Genomic DNA, 18,350 nt, shown 5'->3' on the forward strand with positions numbered 1-18,350 from the left:
AGCTTTTCGCAGCTTACCACGTCTTTCATCGGCTCCTAGTGCCAAGGCATTCTCCTTGTGCTCTTTCTTGCTTGACCAGTCACAATACTTCGTATTGTTTTTTTCAGAAAATCTAGCTTTCTCTCTGGAATGTTTCGTTGTAGCGATACAACTTTTGTTACATTTGAAAATAGAAAATTTTGTTTTCTCGATTGACTCTATTTTTGCTTTACTTGTATTCAGTTTTCAAGGTGCAAGTTGTTTTATTTTCGGCCGTTCTCGCGACCGCTTAAATATATTATCATGGAGATACTTCTTTGTCAACAACTTTTTTCGTTTTTTGCAAAAATTCTTTCAAAACAGCAAAAGCCCGTAAAACCGGGCTTTCAGGTAAATATCGTCAGAATCAGCTGCAATAATATGTTGTTTTCGTAAAAATATCCTGCAAAAAGCGTCCGTTCCATGGCAGAAAAAAGTTCTGCAAACGCCCCCCTGCACTGAAAAAATGTCAGCACAATGCCTGCCAGCCAGACGCAGACAATCCCCTTCGCGCCGCCCACCAGAAATCCGCTGAATCGATTCAGAAAATTCAGTCCCGGCAGCTTACTGAACAGGTGCAGTGCATTGATTACCACCTTCACTACAATATAAATCAGCACAAACGCCGCCGCAACACTCATTACATTGATGCAGACATTCGCAAGATACCCTGCGATATATTCCTTCAGGCTTTCCGCGTGGAGCAGCTGATAAATCACAGGATTATTATTTTCCAGAAGCGCCTCCTTCAGAAATTCCGGAAGGGGCATTGCCTCAATCAGCGCGGTCTGCGTCTGCATTGCGCCCTCCTGCAAAGCCGTATCCAGCCCCATGGAGGTCTGAATCGCATCGGACATTTTATCAAACAGGATTGTCTCCCTTAAAAATCTTCCGATAAAAGGACTTACTGCTTTCGTTCCGAGCAGCGCCAGTGCCATCGGCAAAAAGCCAAGTACCGCGCGAATCAGACCCTTTCGCCATGCCGCAACGGCGCAGCCCAGAATGACCGCCGCCACAGCCCCATCCAATATCCAATTCATCCGTTTTCCTCCTTTTTCTTCTATATATAATAGAACCGCATGCAGAGAAAATTTTCACAAAAGAAAGGCGGCCTGGCATTCTCTTGCCCATTCTGCCGCCCTTCCCTATTTTTACTGCTTTTGTGTCGCTTCATTTTGTGTTTTTTCATTCTGCGTTGTTTCATTTCTCGCAGAAACACTTGCATTTTCCGTATCCGCCGCTTTTGTCGCATTTGTCTGCTTTTTCCCCTTTGTCATGGCATAAACAGAAATCTCATTCTTCCCAACTGCCATCACGCGGTTCAGCTTTTCCATCGGAATCAGGTCATTCAAATCGGTGATTGCCGTATAATTCCAGCTTTCATTGCCGCTGTAGGTTACACCGGTATAATCGCGGTCATTGCCGACCACAATGCCTTTTTCTGCCGCATGCAGATACGTCACACTCTCGCCGGAGGCAAAGGAGCCCTTCTCATTGCCGCTGCCATCCAGCCAACAAACCGTTCCCTTCTCTCTGCCATCCTTATTTGCCACACCGTCCCCCAGCGCAAGCACAATATATTCCTTATTCCCTAATGCCGCTTGATCAACGGTATTTTCCAGAGGATAATTCCAAAGCTCGCCGCCGTCACTGCCAACACCATAGACTGCCTGATCGGAAATCACCGCCAACGCGCCATTTTTGCGATAGCTGATAACCGGAATGATTTCATCCGTTTTTTCCACTGCCGCAAACATGCTGTCCGTAAAGTTTTCTCCATCCTCCGCATTGATATAGAACAGCAGAACGCGCCCCATCGGGGAAATATCCGTTGTGTCCAGATAGCTGATCGCAAACACCCTGCTGTCATCCGATACATCCGAGGAAAGGGGATAAATGCCCTTGCTCTCCTCCACACGCTCCTTCAAAAGCTTCCCCTTCCGGTTATAAACACAGATGCGGTAGCTGCTGTCATTCTTCGTAATCAGGGAAAGATAGCCGGTTTCATTCAGCGCGAACTGCACAGGAGAGCCTTCCGCCTGCAAATCATAAACCATTCCTTCCTTATTATAAACCCGTACCGTTTTACCGCCCATGTCGCCAACAGCAACAAAATCGCCTTCCTGCACAAGGGTTGGCGAAGTCATACTGAAGGTATCACTCCACTTCTGCGCCCCTACGGCGGTATAATATTTCACGCCATCCTTCGTGCAAAGCAGAAATTCCTTTCCAAATGCAGCAACAGCCGCCTTACTGCCGGCATCCACCGCCACGCTTTCCTTCGGTGTATCCTCCTGCACGGCTGTGTCCTCCTCCTGCGCCTGCGTTCGGTTCGTTTTTCCGATAAGGGCGAGAAAACGCCCCTGTCCATGGAAGGTATCAATATAAATCCCACCTGCTACCAGACAGACCACCGCCAGAATACAGACCAACGCAGTCAGCATCTTATTACTGTTATTCAAAAATTTTTTCGGTCTTCTTTTCATTGCCGCTTATTCCTTCAAATTTCTCTGTACCAAAAACATGGCTCTGTCATAGTCTTCCTTCCTGACATAAATCAGGTATTCCGTCTGATGGTCGATATCTGCATCCGTCGAAGTTGTTCTTCCGCTCACAAAAAAATCCGCCCGATCAGAAACGCGCATCTCATAAGAAATATCAAATTTCCAGAGAATATCTCGCACCTCCGCCTGTTTTTTCATATCAAATGTGCAAAACAGCTCTTTCCTGTTCCATACTGTAATCATGGCAATCCCTCCTGACGCTTGATTGCAATTCTTTTTCTCTATCATACTATATTCATACCGTTTTTGCAAATCAACACAGCTTTCTTTTTTCAAAAAAACGCCCGAGAAATTTTATAACAATTTTTTCTCAGGCGTTCTCTTTTCTTAATTTTCTTTCAGCTTTTCATACAGTGCAATATACTGTACCGCGGAGCTTTCCCACGAATAATCACAAAGCATTGCATTTTTCACAACGTGCGCCCATTCTTCCCTGCCCATGTGGTAGGTACGCAGGGCTTCATCCAATGCCCAAAGCAGTCCGCCGCAGTCATAGGTTTCAAATAAAAACCCATTGCCCTCCTTCGTCTCAGGGTTATACTGCCGAATCGTATCCGCCAGACCGCCTGTTTTTCTCGCAATCGGCACAGTGCCAAAGCGCAGGCTGAACATCTGCCCTAAGCCGCAGGGTTCAAACTTGGAAGGCATCAGAAATAAATCCGCAGATGCGTAAATCTGCTGTGCCAGTGCCTCATCAAAGAAGATATTCGCAGAAACCCTGCCGGGGTAACGGCTCTGCAGGCTGCGGAAGGTATATTCATACGAAGGCTCACCCGTGCCAAGCAGCACAAACTGCACATCTCGGCGCATCATTTCATCCAAAACAGGTGCCAGAATATCCACACCCTTTTGGTCTGCCAAGCGTGTAATCATGGCAATCAACGGAACCTCCCGTTCCTCCAGGCCCAAGCGTTTTTGCAGGGCATGCTTATTCTCTGTCTTTCCTTCGGGATGCGCCGCGCTGAAATGCTTCACGATAAAACCATCTGTTTCGGGGTTATTCGCCGTAAAATCAATGCCGTTCAGAATCCCGCAAAGGCGGTCGCTTCTGCTGCGCAAAATGCCATCCATGCCATACCCATATTCGGGTGTCTGAATTTCCTGTGCATAGGTTCCGCTGACGGTACTGATATAATCGGCATACACCAGACCCATTTTCATATAGCAGACCGTATTATAAAATTCAATATTGGCGTATGCCCAGTCGGACACTCCCAGAAGCTCCATGGTATCGAGCGAAAAACGTCCCTGATACTGCAAATTATGAATCGTAAACAGTGTTTTGATTTTGGAATATTCCGTTACCTTATTGTACATTTCCTTCAGATACATACAGACCGGCCCTGTCTGCCAGTCGTTGCAATGAATCACATCAGGATAAAAATCAAGCATTGCCAGCATATCCAGAACAGCCTTGCCGAAAAAGGCAAAGCGTTCGTTATCGTCATCAAAGCCGTATAACGCACCACGGCTGAAATAATAATCGTTTTCAATAAAATAAACAGGCACCTCTCCGGGCTTTACCAGAACCTTGGCTCTCTGTTTTCTCCATTGTAAATAAACGTCAAATTCTCCTAAAAATTCCACGCCGTACATTGTCTCGTTTTTAATTACTCTATGACGAGGAATGACCACACGGACATCCACGTTCTTTTTCTGCAATGACTTCGGCAAAGAGCCGACAACATCACCCAAGCCGCCGCTTTTGACAAAAGGCGCTGATTCGGAGGCAACTAAAAGTACCTTCAAACCCTTTTCCATAAAATATCACCTCTTTTTTATCATACAATGAAAACGTCCCGACAGCAAGAAAAACCCGCAGAACATCTGATAAAATTTACGGATTTCCGAAAAAAATACACGTTTTCATCCCCTTTATAAATTCCCAAAGAAATGGTATGCTATAGATTGAAATAAAAAAAATCAAAAAATAAAATCTAAAATAGAAAAGAGGCTACGATTATGAATCATACCATTCCCGAACGAAAGGATACCGACCCTCGTTTTCATTGGCACATCGAGGATTATTTCAAAACCGATGCTGATTGGGAGGCTGCCTATGCCTCTCTGGAAAAGAGTCTGCCCGAGCTGACTGCCTTTGCCGGCAAGCTGGCGGACTCCGCAGAAACACTGCTTTCCTGCCTGAAAAAGAATGAGGCACTTTCCCTGAAATTAGACCATATCTATACCTACGCCTCCATGCGGATGCACGAGGATAGTGCAAATGCCTTCTATCAGGGGCTGGCTTCCCGTGCAGAGCTGCTGCTGATTCGCTATTCTGCGGCAGTTTCCTTCCTCACCCCTGAAATTATTGCCATTCCAGAGGAAAAGCTTACCGCCTTCCGTGCAGAAAAAGCGGCAGATTTTGCTGTCTATGACCATTTCTTCCATACCCTTCTGCGCCAGAAGGCACACACCCTTTCTCCTGCGGAGGAACATCTGCTTGCCAGAACCGCAGAGCTAGGCGGCGCACCGCAGCAGATTTTTACCATGCTGAATGACGCGGATATCACTTTCCCGCCTATCCGCACTGCCGCAGGAGAAGAATTGGAGCTGACAAAGGGCAGATATGTCACCTTTCTGGAAAGCCCCGACCGCTCTGTTCGTGAGCAGGCGTTCAAAAATCTCTATTCTGTCTATTCCGCACAGAAAAACACCATCGCCGCAACCTATGCCGCATCTGTAAAAAGCGATGTCTTTTTCGCACAGGCAAGAAAGTACGGCTCTGCGATGGAAATGGCGCTTTCCGATGACAATATTCCGCTTTCTGTATATGATACGCTGATTGAAACCGTCAACAAGAGCCTTCCCCTGCTGCACCGCTACGTTTCCCTGCGCAAAAAGGAGCTTGGCGTAGATGAACTGCACATGTATGATTTATATGTTCCACTTGTACCCGATGCAGATGTCAAGATTCCTTATGAGCAGGCAAAAGTAACCGTAAAAGAGGCATTGCAGGTAATGGGCGAGGAGTACTGCAAGGCTCTGGCGCACGGTATGGAAAGCGGCTGGATTGATGTTTACGAAAACAAGGGCAAGCGCGGCGGTGCGTATTCCTGGGGCAGCTACGGCGTACATCCCTTTGTTCTGCTCAACCATAACGATACCATCAACAGCATGTTTACTCTTGCGCATGAAATGGGGCATGCCCTGCACAGCTTCTTCACATGGAAAAAGCAGCCCTATCTTTATGCCGACCATAAGATTTTCGTTGCAGAGGTAGCTTCTACCTGCAATGAAGCCCTGCTGATGGAGCATCTTCTGAAAACAACTGAGGATAAAACCATGCGGAAATATCTCATCAACTATTTCCTGGAGCAGTTCCGCGGTACACTCTTCCGCCAGACCATGTTTGCCGAATTTGAAAAAATCACACACGCCATGGCAGAAAAGGGCGAACCCCTTACATGGGAAGGCATGAACCAAATCTATCGTGATTTGAACATCAAATATTTTGGCGAGGATATCGTGATTGATTCGGAAATTGATATTGAATGGGCGCGTATCCCCCATTTCTATAATGCGTTCTATGTATATCAGTATGCAACCGGCTACAGTGCTGCGATTGCCCTTTCCAGAAAAATTCTGAACGAGGGACAGCCTGCGGTAGCTGCGTATCTGGATTTTCTCTCTAAAGGAGACAGCGAATATTCCATCGACCTGCTCAAGGGTGCCGGCGTAGATATGACTACTGCCGCTCCCATTGAAAATGCCATGCAGCTTTTCAAGGAGCTGTTGGATGAATTTGAAACCTTATAATTCTCGCAAAGCAAAAGAGAGCTTTTCAGCTCTCTTTTTTATTCCGCATAAAAAAAGAAACCTTGAAAAATCAAGATTTCTGCAATGCGGATAACAGGACTTGAACCTGCACGAGTTGCCTCACTGGAACCTAAATCCAGCGCGTCTGCCAATTTCGCCATATCCGCAAATAAAAAATCCCTCTGATTTTTACTCGGGGAGGGTACTCGAGGTGGAGCGATAACCGCTTTCATCCACACGCTTTTATTTTATGTGCTTTTTTTGAAAAAGTCAACCGTAAAAACAAATTTGTGCAAAGAAAAAAGCCAATTCCTCCGATTATCGGTTGAAATGGCTTTTTATGAACCAGGAGGGATTCGAACCCCCGACCCACGGCTTAGAAGGCCGTTGCTCTATCCAACTGAGCTACTGATCCGCATTGCGAAAGCGGGTGATGAGAATCGAACTCACGTGTTCAGCTTGGAAGGCTGACGTTCTACCATTGAACTACACCCGCAAAGAAAAAATGAACCAGGAGGGATTCGAACCCCCGACCCACGGCTTAGAAGGCCGTTGCTCTATCCAACTGAGCTACTGATCCACGTTACTAGCGCAAGAGATATTATGCCATAAAACGTCATGCCTGTCAACAGGTTTTTCAAACTTTTCTTATTTTTTTAAAAAAGCCGATGAAATCTCCTGTGTTGTTTCATCGGCTCCTTCTTTTAATTGATGCGTTTGAAATGCTCCTTATTCCAATATTCCATAATTGCCCCTTCGATTCTGCCGTCTTCCATTGTCAGAATGCCAAAGGTAGGCAGTGTTCCGCCCCTTGGCAAAGAGATACTCCCGGGGTTAAAGAGGGCAACTCTGCCGCCCGCCTCCCAAAGCGGCATGTGCGTATGTCCGAAAAGCACAACATCCGCCCCCTGTTCCTCCGCCCAATAGGAAATCGTGTCATAATTCCAATACACGCGCTGCTTATGCCCATGCGTCAGGAGCAAGGTTTTTCCGCCAAGCCGCACCAGCTTCTGCGAAGGCGTATCCACGCGATAATCATTATTCCCCTTGACATAATGAAACGGCAGCTTAGGAAATTCCTGCTGTAATGCAACCGCGTCATCATCATGGTCGCCCAGATGAAACACCGCGTCCACCTTCCCTTGCAGCCGCGCAAGCACCGCTCTTGCATTTTCCAGATACGCATGGGTATCACTCAAAACCAGAATTTTCATAGGCTTACAGTTCCTTTTTCAGCATTTCTTTCATTTTGCGCAGTGCCTTTCCTCTGTGGCTGATTGCATTTTTCTCCTCGGAAGAAAGCTCCGCCATATATTTCCCCTTTTCCGGTACATAAAAAATAGGGTCATAGCCGAAGCCATTCTCGCCCTTTGCCTCATAGCCGATGATGCCCTCAACGGTATCATAGCTGACCAAACGTCTGCCATCAGGGAATGCTGCCGCAATACAGCTGACAAAGCGCGCCGTTCTCTTTTCCTCCGGCACACCGTTCAGCTTTTCAAAAATCGCCTTGAAGCGTTCGGGGTAAGGCGTATCCTCGCCCATAAAACGCGCGGAATAAATGCCGGGGGCTTTATCCATGTAGTCGATTTCCAAACCGGAATCATCGCTCAGGGTAATCTTGCCGCCGATTTCCATCACCTGCACTGCCTTTTTCATGGCATTTTCCTCAAAGGTCTTGCCATCCTCCACCACGTCAATCGTAATGCCTGCTTCTTCCATGGAAATGACATTTACATCCATATCCGCCAGAATTTCGTTGATTTCCTTGATTTTCCCTTTATTTTTCGTTGCAAAAATAATCGTTTCCATCGTTTCCTCCTCGTTCATCCTTAGCTCAATTCCAGACCATCCAGCGCCGCCTGCTGCAGCTGTTTCAATTCGCCTGCCGCCTTTCTGCCAAGCGCAAGCAACTCCAGAAGCTGTTCCTGCGTAAAGGTGCCATGCTCACCTGTGCCCTGCACCTCTACGAAGTTTCCTTCATCCGTCATGATAATATTCATATCCACTTCCGCCGCGGAATCCTCCTCATAGCAAAGATCCGCCATGGCAACGCCATCTACCACACCAACGCTTACCGCGGAAATATAACGGTGCAGGGGCATTTTTTCAATCAGCCCCTCCGCTACCAATTTCCGACACGCCATTGCCAGTGCAACAAAGCCGCCTGTGATAGATGCCGTTCTGGTGCCGCCGTCCGCCTGCAGAACATCGCAGTCCACCGTAATGCTTCTTTCGCCCAGCTCCGTAAAATCCACTGCCGCACGCAAGGCTCTGCCAATCAGTCTCTGAATTTCCGTGGAACGCTGATTCAGCTTCAGCTTATTGATGTCCCTTTTGTTTCTTGTTGCGGTTGCGCGAGGCAGCATGGAATATTCTGCCGTTACCCAGCCTTCGCCGCTCCCCTTTTTAAAGGGCGGCACGCTTTCCTCTACGGAGGCGTTGCAAAGTACCTTTGTGTTGCCCCATTCTATCAGCACAGACCCCTCCGCGTAGCGCGTAAAATCCTTGATGATTTTTACGGGACGCAGTTCATCTGTCTTTCTTCCGTCAAAACGGTTCATCTCTCATTCCTCCTGTTGTTCTTTTTCTATTCCGGATTAAATTATACCATATTTGCAGAAAAATTTATAGAAAAAGACCACAGCATCTCTGCCATGGTCTGATTTTCTTATCTTATCGTAAGGGATAGGTAAATGCCTCCTCGATTGCATCTGCAATCGCCTTTGCGACTTTATTCTGATAATCCTCCTGCGAAATCTTGAGCGCATCGCCGGGGTTGCTGATAAATACCGTCTCTACAATAACCGCAGGTACGGTTGTTGTATTCAGAATCAGCAAATCGGTACGCAGCTTTGTTCCTCTATTGGTGTTGCCTGTTGCGCTGACAATGCTGTTCTGAATCAGCTGTGCCAGCTTCAGGCTTGTCAGATTGCTGCCCGTATCATTGGAATGGTTTTTATACAGCACCTCTGTGCCGTTTGCCACTGCCGAGCCGGAATTCATGTGAATGGAAACCATTGCATCCGCAATCGCATTTGCACTCTGCGCCCTGCTGCTGTTTGTGGGGTAGGTATCGCTGTTTCTTGTCACATAAACCTTAATGCCGCTGCCGTCCAGATAATTTGCAACCTTCTGCATAATGGTAAGGGTGAGATTTTTCTCCGTCAGTCCGTTGCCGCTTGCGCCGGGGTCACTGCCGCCGTGACCTGCATCCAGCAGAAGCACCTTACTGTATACATCCTGCGGATTCTTTACGGAAATGACATATCTTTCCTGCTCCTCCGTAATGCTGTAGCAGCTGATACGGCTCTGGTTAAAGCGGATGGTTGTCTTGCCACCACTTGTGGAAACCTGAATACTCTTGATTACACCGTTATCGATATCATAAGTGCCGCTGCCGAAGGTTTCGGAATAATCTCCGGGCAATACCACATCGGTATAGCCATCCAGATAATGATCATTGATTTTCACACTGCCTGTCTGAATGGTATCCTTTTTCTGCAAATACAGCTTATTTGCGCTTGTGTCATAGCTCATGTTTTTCATACTGGAGCTGAAAATCTGTAATGTCATCGCATGATTATCTGTGGTATAGCTGTATTTCGCCATGCCGTCCACCTCAAATACCAACCGCAGAGTCGTATCGTTGAACATTGCCGCTCTGCCTGCCGTTACATATTCCAGTGCGCTTACGTCAAAGGTGCTGTCCAGCTCGGAAACCGCATTGGGAATATCCACAACAACCCTGCTCGGATTGGAAAGCGTATAGACGTTCACGCCCAGTGCGCTGTCCCCGCCAACCTCAATGATATCTCTGTCGGTGCTGCTGTTATGTCGAATTGCAATATCGCTGACCGTTACGCTTTTGAATGCAATCGTCAGCTTGGATTTATCCGCACTCTGCGTAATGGTGTAGTTCTTTTTCCCTGTTAAATCAAACACCACTCTGGTGTAGATTGTACCATCATCCGCTGTATGCTCCGCCGTCCGCACTGCGGTCACAATACCGCTGTTCGTTGCAGTCAGACTTGTCGCCAGACCGTTCTTTGCGCCGTAAAAATCAAGCACAATCTTGTTATCTGCCACGTAGACCTCCTCATAGGAGGAAACCGCACCGCTTGCCTGCACGGAGAAGGTCTGCTCCGCCGTTTTGCTTGCCGGCACAGCCACCTTATTCAGCGTGACATAATTCACGCTCGGTGTAGTGGGTGTGGTGGGTGTGGTTGGATTTGTCGGTGTTGTAGGTGTTGTCGGCGTGGTGTTTGCCGTCGTTTTGATGGAAACCGTTCTGGTTGCATCGTCCCACTGAATGTTCAGATCCAGTGCAGAAGCCAACGCACGCACAGGCAGCATCGTTCTGTCGTTTACAATCATTGGCGGCACATCCATGGTAAAGGTTTTGCCGTTTTTGTAGCCGGTTGCCTTATTCATTTCAAAGACCAGTGTGTAATCATCATTGATCACATACGCCTGCTTGGCTTCTTCGTTCCAGGTAACCTCGCAGCCAAGCTCCTGCGCAATCTGGCGCATGGGCAGAAGCGTTCTGCCGTCAATCGCGACCGCAGGCATATCCTTCGGTGTCATGGTTTTTCCGTCAATCTTTACCACAATCTCCTTCGCATTGTATGCGTGGTTCTTGCCGTTATAAAATAGGTTCATGCTGACATTTGCTGCAAATGCCGTTACGGATGAAAGCATCCCCACCGCCATCGTTGTCAGCAGGAGCCGTTTCCACTTATGTCTCATTGTGTATTCCTCCTGCTTATCCTTATGTAAACTTTCCTTTGACATACTCCTCTAGTATATCAGTATATCAAATTTTGTCAAAATGAAAAGGTTCTTTCCCATTTTGTAAGAAAGTCTTAATCTTTAGTCGAAAAAAGAGCGTCTATTGTTCCCAATAAACGCCCTTTTCCAATATTTTCTTGCTTATCTGCCGCGGTTTTCCGTATAGCTCCCCTTGAGCGTTGCGGTTTTCGTTTCATCGTTCCAGAGAATTTTTTCTGCGCCGAAAATCTTCGCCCAATCCCGCATCGGAAGGAAGGCTCTGCCATTGACAATCTCTAGTTCCCCCGAGGTTTCCAATGGATTGCCACCATAAAGCATTTTCTTTTCGCCTGCTTTCATTTGAAAATAGACATCTCCCTTCAGAATGGTGACCTCTTTCTCCCCTGCGTTCCAATCAACTTTGGTCGGCTCACGGTCAAACGCCTTTACCGCCGCACGCAGGGGCAGCATAGTATAGCCGCTTTTGCTGAGGTAAGCCGGAGTATCCAACGCGATCCTGTCTGCGCCGGAATAAATAGAATTCTCGCCCACAGGAATGGTTATCACCCAGTTTGTTCTGGTCGAGATTTCAAAGTTCGCATCCACGAAATTTTCAATCACCTTTGTCTGTTCAGTTTTTCCGTCTGCATCCTCGTAGTCTGCATACAGACCATAATGCACACCGGAGCCAACCTCCAATGCGCCATTTTCCGCATCCAGCGTATAATCGGAAAGCGTCAGGGCTTCCTGCTTCGTGTCATCCGCCGCAAGAATCTGCACAATCAGCTTGCCTTCCTCTGCGTAACATTCCGCCTTTACGGAGCCGTTTTCCACAACCGTTTTTTCTTTCTCTGCAAACTGCATTTTTCCTTCTGCGGTAAATACGAATTTCGCGCCTGCCGCAAAGCCATCTGTCTCTGTTTCCGTCAGAATCAGCTTCTTCATGGTAATTTCATCCGGTCTGTCATCCTTTTTGAAGCCCGTGTGTCCATTCGCATACTCGCACTTTGTCGCGATATCCACCGCAGGAAATTCCGCCGCCTGCGCCATCACAGGCATCGCTGCCAGACAGCCTGCCACCAAGGCTAAACCAATTATTTTCTTCATAAAATGCTCCTTTCGTTTTTCCCATGTTGTCTTGCTTTTTATTCTTCCTCGCCCTGCGCTCGTTTATCAAACGCCTTCAGCTTTTTCATAACCCTGCCGTGTACGCTGTTCGCAGGGAAATTTCCTGTCTTATTCTTCTTTCCGGCGGACAGCCCCATCAGAAGCTCAATCCCTTCATCAATCTTAGAAATCGGATAAATATGGAACAGACCGTCCTTCACCGCCTGCACCACCTCATCCTTCAGCACCAGATCCTTCACATTGGAAACAGGAATAATTACCCCCTGTGTCCCCGTCAGACCGCGTTTTCTGCAAAGGTCGAAGAACCCTTCGATTTTATGGGTCACACCGCCGATTGCCTGAATTTCGCCCTTCTGGTTGACAGAACCCGTCACCGCCAAATCCTGACGAATCGGCAGTTCCGCCAAGGAGGAAAGAATGCAGTATAATTCCGTACTGGAGGCGCTGTCCCCATCAATACCATTATAATTCTGCTCGAAGCAAACCCGACAGCTCAAAGAAAGCGGAAAATTCTGCGCATAGGTCTGCCCCAGAAAGCCCGTGATAATCTGCACGCCCTTGTCATGCGTCTGTCCGCTCAGGCGTGCCTCCTTCTCGATATTCACAATGCCGGATTTGCCGACATAGGTTGTTGCCGTAATACGGGAAGGATTCCCAAAGGCATAATTGCCCATATCCAGAACGGCAAGCCCGTTAATCTGCCCGATTTCCGCCCCTTCGGTATCAATCATAATGACGTTTTCTTCGAGCATTTCGTCCAGCTTTTCTTCATACAGCTTCATCCGCTGCTCCTTTTCGTAAATGGTTTTCTGAATATGTTCCGCCGTCACAAGCTCCGCTCCTTCCAGCTTTGCCCATGTTACCGCTTCGCAGAGAATCTCCGCCAGATGATTGAAGCGCGTGGAAAGCTTATCCTGCCGCTCTGCCGTTCGGGAGGAATATTCCACAATAGCGCAAACCGCGCTTACATCAAATTCCATGCACCCCTCTCTATCCACAAACCGTTTGATAAACTGCGCGATTTTCCGGATATTTTCATCTGTACGAGGCATTTCATAATCAAAGTCCGCGCGAATTTTGAAGAACTTATCAAATTCCTCGTCATATTCATTCAACAGCTCATAATAATAGCTGCTGCCAATCATAATCACCTTGATATTTGCAGGAATCGGCTCCGGCTTCAGGGTAGGCGCAACCACTGCACCCAGCTGCTCCCGTATGGAGTCCATGTTGATTTCTCTGGTCTTCATCACGCGGCGGAGTGCCTCCCATGCCTGTGGTGTGGAAAGAATATCCTGCGCCTGCACCAGCAGGTAGCCGCCATTCGCCTTATGGAACAGGCCGCCCTTAATCTTCATGAAATCCGTTGTCAAATTCCCGAATTCGCTGTCATATTCCACCTCACCCACCAGATTATTATAGGTCGGGTTAAACGTCACCACGATGGGCGCACCCTTGCTGTCAGAATGGTCCACAATCAGATTGACCTTATATTTCAGCGTCACATCCTCGGCAGGCTTTTTCCCAAGCATCGGCAGGAGACTTGCAAGGCTGTCTTCGCCATCCTCTTCCTCCTCAACGAACTGGCTGATATTTTCCAGAACATCCTCCTGCACCGCATTGATGTAGGAAATAACTCTTTCATATTCCCGATATTTTTCCTGCACCGCATTCACATGATGCCCGATGGCAAACATTCCCGTTTTATAATCCAACTGATCGGTCTGCCGCTTGGATTCCTTATCCATATCGCGCAGCTCACGCATAATGGAGCCTGCTTTTTCCTGCACCATCTGAGAATTTTTCTCAATTTTATTTTTTATATCCTCGCTCAGGTCATCGTATTCATCCTCGCCGACCGCCTTGCCCTCTACCACAGGCATGAAAAATACGCCTGCATTCGTTGTTTTTACCTGAAAGCTGTACTGCTCCGCAACGGCACTCATTTCTGCCATAAGCGCGTCTCTCTTTTCATCAAAGGAATGCTCCAAAGTGTTTTTCTGTGTTTCGTAATCCTCCGCACGGAACGCCTTCTGCAGCTCCGTTTTGAAAAGCTGCACCAGCTCTGCCATGTCCTCCTTGAACTGCTTGCCCTGTCCCGGCTCGAAGCGCAGTGCCAAAGGGCTTCTGGGATTCTGAAAGTTATAGACATAGCACCAGTCATACGGCACCGGCTCTGTCTGCGCCAGCTTTTCGGTGCTGTTTCTTGCATAGGTAGTTTTGCCCGTGCCGGAAGGGCCTGCCATATAAATATTGTAGCCCTTCATTTTTACTGCCAAGCCGAAATCAAATGCCTTCACGGCTCTTTCCTGCCCAATGACCCCCTCCAGAGGCTTGATCTCCGCCGTTGTGCGAAAGGACAGCTCCTCAGGAAAGCACCCTTTCTTTAGCTCTGTATACGCCAATTCAAATGGTTTTTCCATTTTTCTTCATCTCCTTTTTGCAAAAAACGCTGAAATGCACTCTCACATCTCAGCGTTTCTATTTTTTCTTTTCCGCTCCGTCAAAGGGACGCGCCCTCTGCATCGGGGAAATATTTCCACATGATAATTGCATCCTCCTTGGTGTCGGGGTAATAATTCTTACGGATGCCCTCCGCCTTGAAGCCGTATTTATGGTACAACGCCTGTGCAGGCCGATTCCCCATGCGTACCTCCAAGGTAATGCCTGTCATTTCTTTTTCCAACGCCTTTTCAATGAGCTTTTCCATCAGCCTGCTGCCGATGCCTTCACAGCGTACCTCCTCCAGTACGCCCACGTTTGTGATATGTCCTTCTGTTACTACATGCCACATCCCTGCATAGCCGACTACTCTGCCATCCATCAGCGCCACATAGTAAATCGCCATTGTGTTTTCTCTGACTTCTCTTTCAAAATCCGCTCTGGTCCAGGGAATAGAAAAGGTTGCTTCCTCAAGCGTCACCACGCCGTTGATATGCTCCTCCGCCATAGGGACAATCTCAATCATTCTCCTGCTTCCTCCTTTGCCAGTCTGGCTTCTCTTTCCCGTTCCGCCTGTGATTTTCTCAGATAAATCAGCTCAAATGCATTGCCCGGCTTTGCCAGTCCTTCCTCTGCCATGATTGCGCCCAGTGCTGCCACTGCAGATGCTCTTTGCATATTGCAGTGCGCGGGAGCGAATAAAAACGCAGGGTTCTGTTCCAGTCTTTCTCTGTGCACCGGCACGCCGTCCCCCAGAAAAATGACCTCCTGCTCCAGCATTTCCGCAATTTCAATGACACGCTCAATGCTTTCTGCCATGTGGTCTGTCAGACGAATCAGCTTGCCGTTTTCCCACATATAAAAAGCGGCATAAACCTGATTTCTTCTGGCATCCATAATCGGGCAGATGAATTTATTCGTTTCAAACACATTATATGCCAATGCATCCAATGTGGGAACGGCGACAATGGGCTTGTCCAACGCAAGCGCAAAGCCCTTCGCCGTTGCCGCGCCGATTCTCAGCCCCGTAAAGGAGCCGGGGCCGCAGGCACAGGCAATGCAGTCAATGCTTGCCTTGTCCGTTTCCGTCCGTTCCAGAATATCCGCAATCATGGGCAGGATGGTCTGACTGTGCGTCAGCTTATAATTCATGGTAAATTCCGCAATCAGCTTATCTCCCTCCACAAGAGCAGCACTGGCAGTCTGCCCCGTGGTGTCAATTCCTAAAATCTTCATCCTCAGCCCTCCTGTCTGATGGTGATGCGGCGGTAATCGTCATCCTTGGTGTAGTCCTTCTCTATCGTAATCCAGACGGCATCGGCAGGAATCAACTCCTTCACCAACTCCGCCCATTCCACCAAGCAAACGCCCTCGCCGTAAAAATATTCTTCATAGCCGGTGTCCTCCATTTCCTCCTCGCAGGAAATGCGGTACACATCAAAATGATACAAGGGCAGTCTGCCCTCGTATTCATTCACAATGGCAAAGGTAGGACTGGTCACATGCTCCGTAATCCCAAGCCCCTTGGCAAAGCCCTTCGTAAAGACCGTTTTGCCAACGCCCAGATCGCCGCTCAGGCAGTAAATCTGCCCTGCCCTTGCCTCTCGTCCCAGTTTTTCTCCCAAGGCTTCGGTTGCCTCAGGGTTGTTTGTTTCCATTCTTTCGTTCATCGTATCATCCTCAATAAATAAAGATTGCCGTAATGCCTGTATCTAGCTTGCGCGCTTCCTTACCGTCATAATAATACAAATCGCCCACGCCTGCATTCACATCATACTTGCCGATATAAACCAGCTTGCCGTTATCCTTATACTGGAAAGCAAATACATCCTTGGCAATGGTGGTTTCTGTCTTGCCATCCCATGCACGCAGCTCGCCGTTGCCTGTTGCTGCATCTGCATCGGCAACATAATACACCGCGTCCTCTGTGAACTGTACGCCGCTTGCGTTTGCAATGGTTGTTTTGCTGCCTGCTGCGCCCAATGTGCCTACGCCTTCTGTATAATCAAAGTAATAAATCAGGGTATTGCCGATGTAGCCGAAGCTCTGTACATTTGTGGCAACGGTTTCTGCTTTTTCCTTTCCCAGCTCGATTTCCACCAGAATGGTATCCCCTGTATTCGCATCGGTATCCAGATAAGCTGCCTTCTTGCCGTTTTCGGAAAGCTTCAGCCCATCCAGCTGCGGCTGACTGCCGGAAAGCAGATTTACCTTCCCTGTCGTATCCGCAAGGAATACCTCCATGCCGCCATAATTCAGAGACATATAATAAATATATTCCACCATGTCCAGTCCGCCATCCATTACAGAAAGATGCATGGGTGTAAATTCCTTTGTTTTATAGCCTGCCACATAGGTCTGCTTGCTGTCAACACCGACTGCCGCAACCACATCACCTGCTACCCGAACGCTCTTGCCGCCTGTCAGCACATAGCATTCCTGCAAAAGCGGTTCAAAGCCCTCGCCGTTTTTCATTGCCTTACGGATTTCGTCTCTCTGCACCTTCTGCTCATAGCCCTCATCGCCCTTTTTCAGCTTCGCATCCTGCTCTGCCATGTCATCCACGATAATGTCCTTATAAAGCACCTTTTCTTCGCTCTTTTTGCAGTAGAGCACATCTCTGCCGTTGGGCATCATTTCCATGGAAGAAACATTTTCGACTGCGGTCTTGGGCTCTCCCTTGAAATCATAGCTGAAAATGTTATAGCCATCCTTGCCTGCCGCAACGTAATACAGAATTCCGCTTTCCTCCGCCAATGCGTAGGTTTCCGCGGAATCGGTCAGGGGAAGAATGTTATCCTCCATATTCTTGCCGACTGCAACTGCATTCAGAAGCCCTGTGGTATCGGTGAACGCAAGATATTTGCCATCACCGCTCAACGCATAAACATCATTTTCCAGATTTATGCCCGTCTTTACGGTCTGCACCTGCTTGCCGTCATAGACACAAAGCGCGTAGGTCTCGCCGCTCTTTTTCAGATAAGCGACCACCTTGCCGTCCTTGCTTGCCATGTAATCGTAAACATCCGTATCAATCTGCGCCGCCTTTGCATCCGCATTTTTCGCATCCCTGCGATACAGCACAAATGCACCATTTTCATCCACATCATCGGAGAAATACAGATAGCTGCCGTCCTCTGTCACGCTTGCGCCCCAAGCAGTGTAGAAGTAATGATAGGTGCCGCCGTTGCTCAGTCCCTCCTGCACCTGATACGGTTCATTTTTCAAATCGTAGTAATACAGATTATCATCCTTGGTATACAGGATACCCGTATCAACAGCTTTTCCCATTGGGTTCATCCACGCATACGCCACAATCGCAATCAACGCAATCAAGCCAATCACAATCCCCAGTACGCCGCCCTTTTCCGCTTTCTGCGCCGCAGGGGCTTCCACAGGCTGTTCCTCCTGCTTCGGTTCTTCCTGCTTCAGTTCTTCCGTTTCCTCTATCTCAGGCTCTTCCGCTGTTTCTTCTACAGAAGCTTCTGCCGTTACGGATTCTTCTACCGTTTCTGTAGCTTCTTCCGCCGCAGGCGCATCCGTCACAGATGCTTCCCCCTGCGTCGGCTCCTCTTTGGTTTCTACTGCTTCTTTCGGCTCCAATTCCTCATTTTTTTCTAATTCATTCTTTTCCATCTCGTCCATTTTGGCGTTCCTCCTACCCATTGA

Annotated in this window: 16 protein-coding genes and 4 tRNA genes; 2 read left to right on the forward strand and 18 right to left on the reverse strand. The window is 48.1% G+C overall.

From position 1 onward, the window contains the following. Positions 1-355: hypothetical protein (locus tag GPK49_RS11090; protein ID WP_215677899.1), on the forward strand; the 355-nt coding region annotated here is incomplete at its 5' end. A gap of 10 nt (positions 356-365) precedes the next feature. Here the strand turns inward: GPK49_RS11090 and GPK49_RS11095 are convergent. The 4 genes from GPK49_RS11095 to glgA form a co-directional block, all read right to left on the reverse strand. Further along, positions 366-1,058: a CvpA family protein gene (locus tag GPK49_RS11095; protein WP_215677901.1), complete on the reverse strand. Its 693-nt coding sequence runs from the start codon at positions 1,056-1,058 to the stop codon at positions 366-368. Positions 1,059-1,169: 111 nt separating this feature from the next. Beyond that, the gene (locus tag GPK49_RS11100) at positions 1,170-2,504 is read right to left on the reverse strand and encodes a DUF5711 family protein (RefSeq protein WP_215677903.1); all 1,335 of its coding nucleotides are present in this window, start codon (positions 2,502-2,504) and stop codon (positions 1,170-1,172) included. A 6-nt stretch (positions 2,505-2,510) separates the two neighbouring features. Continuing rightward, positions 2,511-2,765: a hypothetical protein gene (locus GPK49_RS11105; protein ID WP_016406544.1), complete on the reverse strand. Its 255-nt coding sequence runs from the start codon at positions 2,763-2,765 to the stop codon at positions 2,511-2,513. A 144-nt stretch (positions 2,766-2,909) separates the two neighbouring features. Next, positions 2,910-4,343, reverse strand: a complete 1,434-nt coding sequence (glgA, locus tag GPK49_RS11110; RefSeq protein ID WP_215677905.1) for a glycogen synthase GlgA — start codon at positions 4,341-4,343, stop codon at positions 2,910-2,912. Positions 4,344-4,544: 201 nt separating this feature from the next. Between glgA and pepF the strand changes: the two genes are divergently transcribed. Continuing rightward, positions 4,545-6,341, forward strand: coding sequence for an oligoendopeptidase F (gene pepF / locus GPK49_RS11115; protein WP_215677907.1), 1,797 nt, complete (start codon positions 4,545-4,547; stop codon positions 6,339-6,341). Between the two features lie 85 nt (positions 6,342-6,426). Here pepF and GPK49_RS11120 read toward each other — a convergent pair. From GPK49_RS11120 to GPK49_RS11185, 14 genes are all read right to left on the reverse strand, one after another. Next, a tRNA-Leu gene (locus tag GPK49_RS11120) sits at positions 6,427-6,508 on the reverse strand. Between the two features lie 174 nt (positions 6,509-6,682). After that, positions 6,683-6,756: transfer RNA gene (locus tag GPK49_RS11125), tRNA-Arg, on the reverse strand. 10 nt (positions 6,757-6,766) lie between these two features. After that, positions 6,767-6,837 (reverse strand) — tRNA-Gly (locus GPK49_RS11130). A 10-nt stretch (positions 6,838-6,847) separates the two neighbouring features. Then, positions 6,848-6,921, reverse strand: a tRNA-Arg gene (locus GPK49_RS11135). A gap of 124 nt (positions 6,922-7,045) precedes the next feature. Next, on the reverse strand, positions 7,046-7,555 hold the full coding sequence (locus GPK49_RS11140) for a metallophosphoesterase family protein (RefSeq protein WP_016406547.1): 510 nt from the start codon (positions 7,553-7,555) through the stop codon (positions 7,046-7,048). Between the two features lie 4 nt (positions 7,556-7,559). Continuing rightward, positions 7,560-8,153 carry an XTP/dITP diphosphatase gene (locus GPK49_RS11145; RefSeq protein ID WP_016406548.1) on the reverse strand — a complete coding sequence of 198 codons (594 nt, stop codon included), beginning with the start codon at positions 8,151-8,153 and terminating at the stop codon, positions 7,560-7,562. A 20-nt stretch (positions 8,154-8,173) separates the two neighbouring features. Then, complete coding sequence (rph, locus tag GPK49_RS11150) at positions 8,174-8,905, reverse strand: ribonuclease PH (protein WP_016406549.1); 732 nt, start codon at positions 8,903-8,905, stop codon at positions 8,174-8,176. Between the two features lie 112 nt (positions 8,906-9,017). Continuing rightward, positions 9,018-11,090: an N-acetylmuramoyl-L-alanine amidase family protein gene (locus tag GPK49_RS11155; protein ID WP_215677909.1), complete on the reverse strand. Its 2,073-nt coding sequence runs from the start codon at positions 11,088-11,090 to the stop codon at positions 9,018-9,020. Between the two features lie 183 nt (positions 11,091-11,273). Continuing rightward, positions 11,274-12,218 carry a copper amine oxidase N-terminal domain-containing protein gene (locus tag GPK49_RS11160; RefSeq protein ID WP_215677911.1) on the reverse strand — a complete coding sequence of 315 codons (945 nt, stop codon included), beginning with the start codon at positions 12,216-12,218 and terminating at the stop codon, positions 11,274-11,276. A gap of 38 nt (positions 12,219-12,256) precedes the next feature. Then, positions 12,257-14,662: an ATP-binding protein gene (locus tag GPK49_RS11165; RefSeq protein WP_215677913.1), complete on the reverse strand. Its 2,406-nt coding sequence runs from the start codon at positions 14,660-14,662 to the stop codon at positions 12,257-12,259. A gap of 80 nt (positions 14,663-14,742) precedes the next feature. After that, a complete protein-coding gene (gene rimI / locus GPK49_RS11170; protein WP_118579732.1) occupies positions 14,743-15,207 on the reverse strand; it encodes a ribosomal protein S18-alanine N-acetyltransferase in 465 nt (154 codons plus the stop codon). Further along, positions 15,204-15,917, reverse strand: a complete 714-nt coding sequence (gene tsaB / locus GPK49_RS11175) for a tRNA (adenosine(37)-N6)-threonylcarbamoyltransferase complex dimerization subunit type 1 TsaB (protein WP_215677915.1) — start codon at positions 15,915-15,917, stop codon at positions 15,204-15,206. The genes rimI and tsaB overlap by 4 nt, the downstream gene beginning before the upstream one ends. 2 nt (positions 15,918-15,919) lie before the next feature. Then, positions 15,920-16,351: a tRNA (adenosine(37)-N6)-threonylcarbamoyltransferase complex ATPase subunit type 1 TsaE gene (gene tsaE, locus GPK49_RS11180; protein ID WP_288666756.1), complete on the reverse strand. Its 432-nt coding sequence runs from the start codon at positions 16,349-16,351 to the stop codon at positions 15,920-15,922. A 10-nt stretch (positions 16,352-16,361) separates the two neighbouring features. Next, a complete protein-coding gene (locus GPK49_RS11185) occupies positions 16,362-18,326 on the reverse strand; it encodes a hypothetical protein (protein WP_215677917.1) in 1,965 nt (654 codons plus the stop codon). Between the last annotated feature and the right edge of the window lie 24 nt (positions 18,327-18,350).

The organism is Clostridium sp. MCC345 (assembly GCF_018785345.1).
GTDB lineage: Bacteria > Bacillota > Clostridia > Lachnospirales > Anaerotignaceae > Anaerotignum_A > Anaerotignum_A faecicola.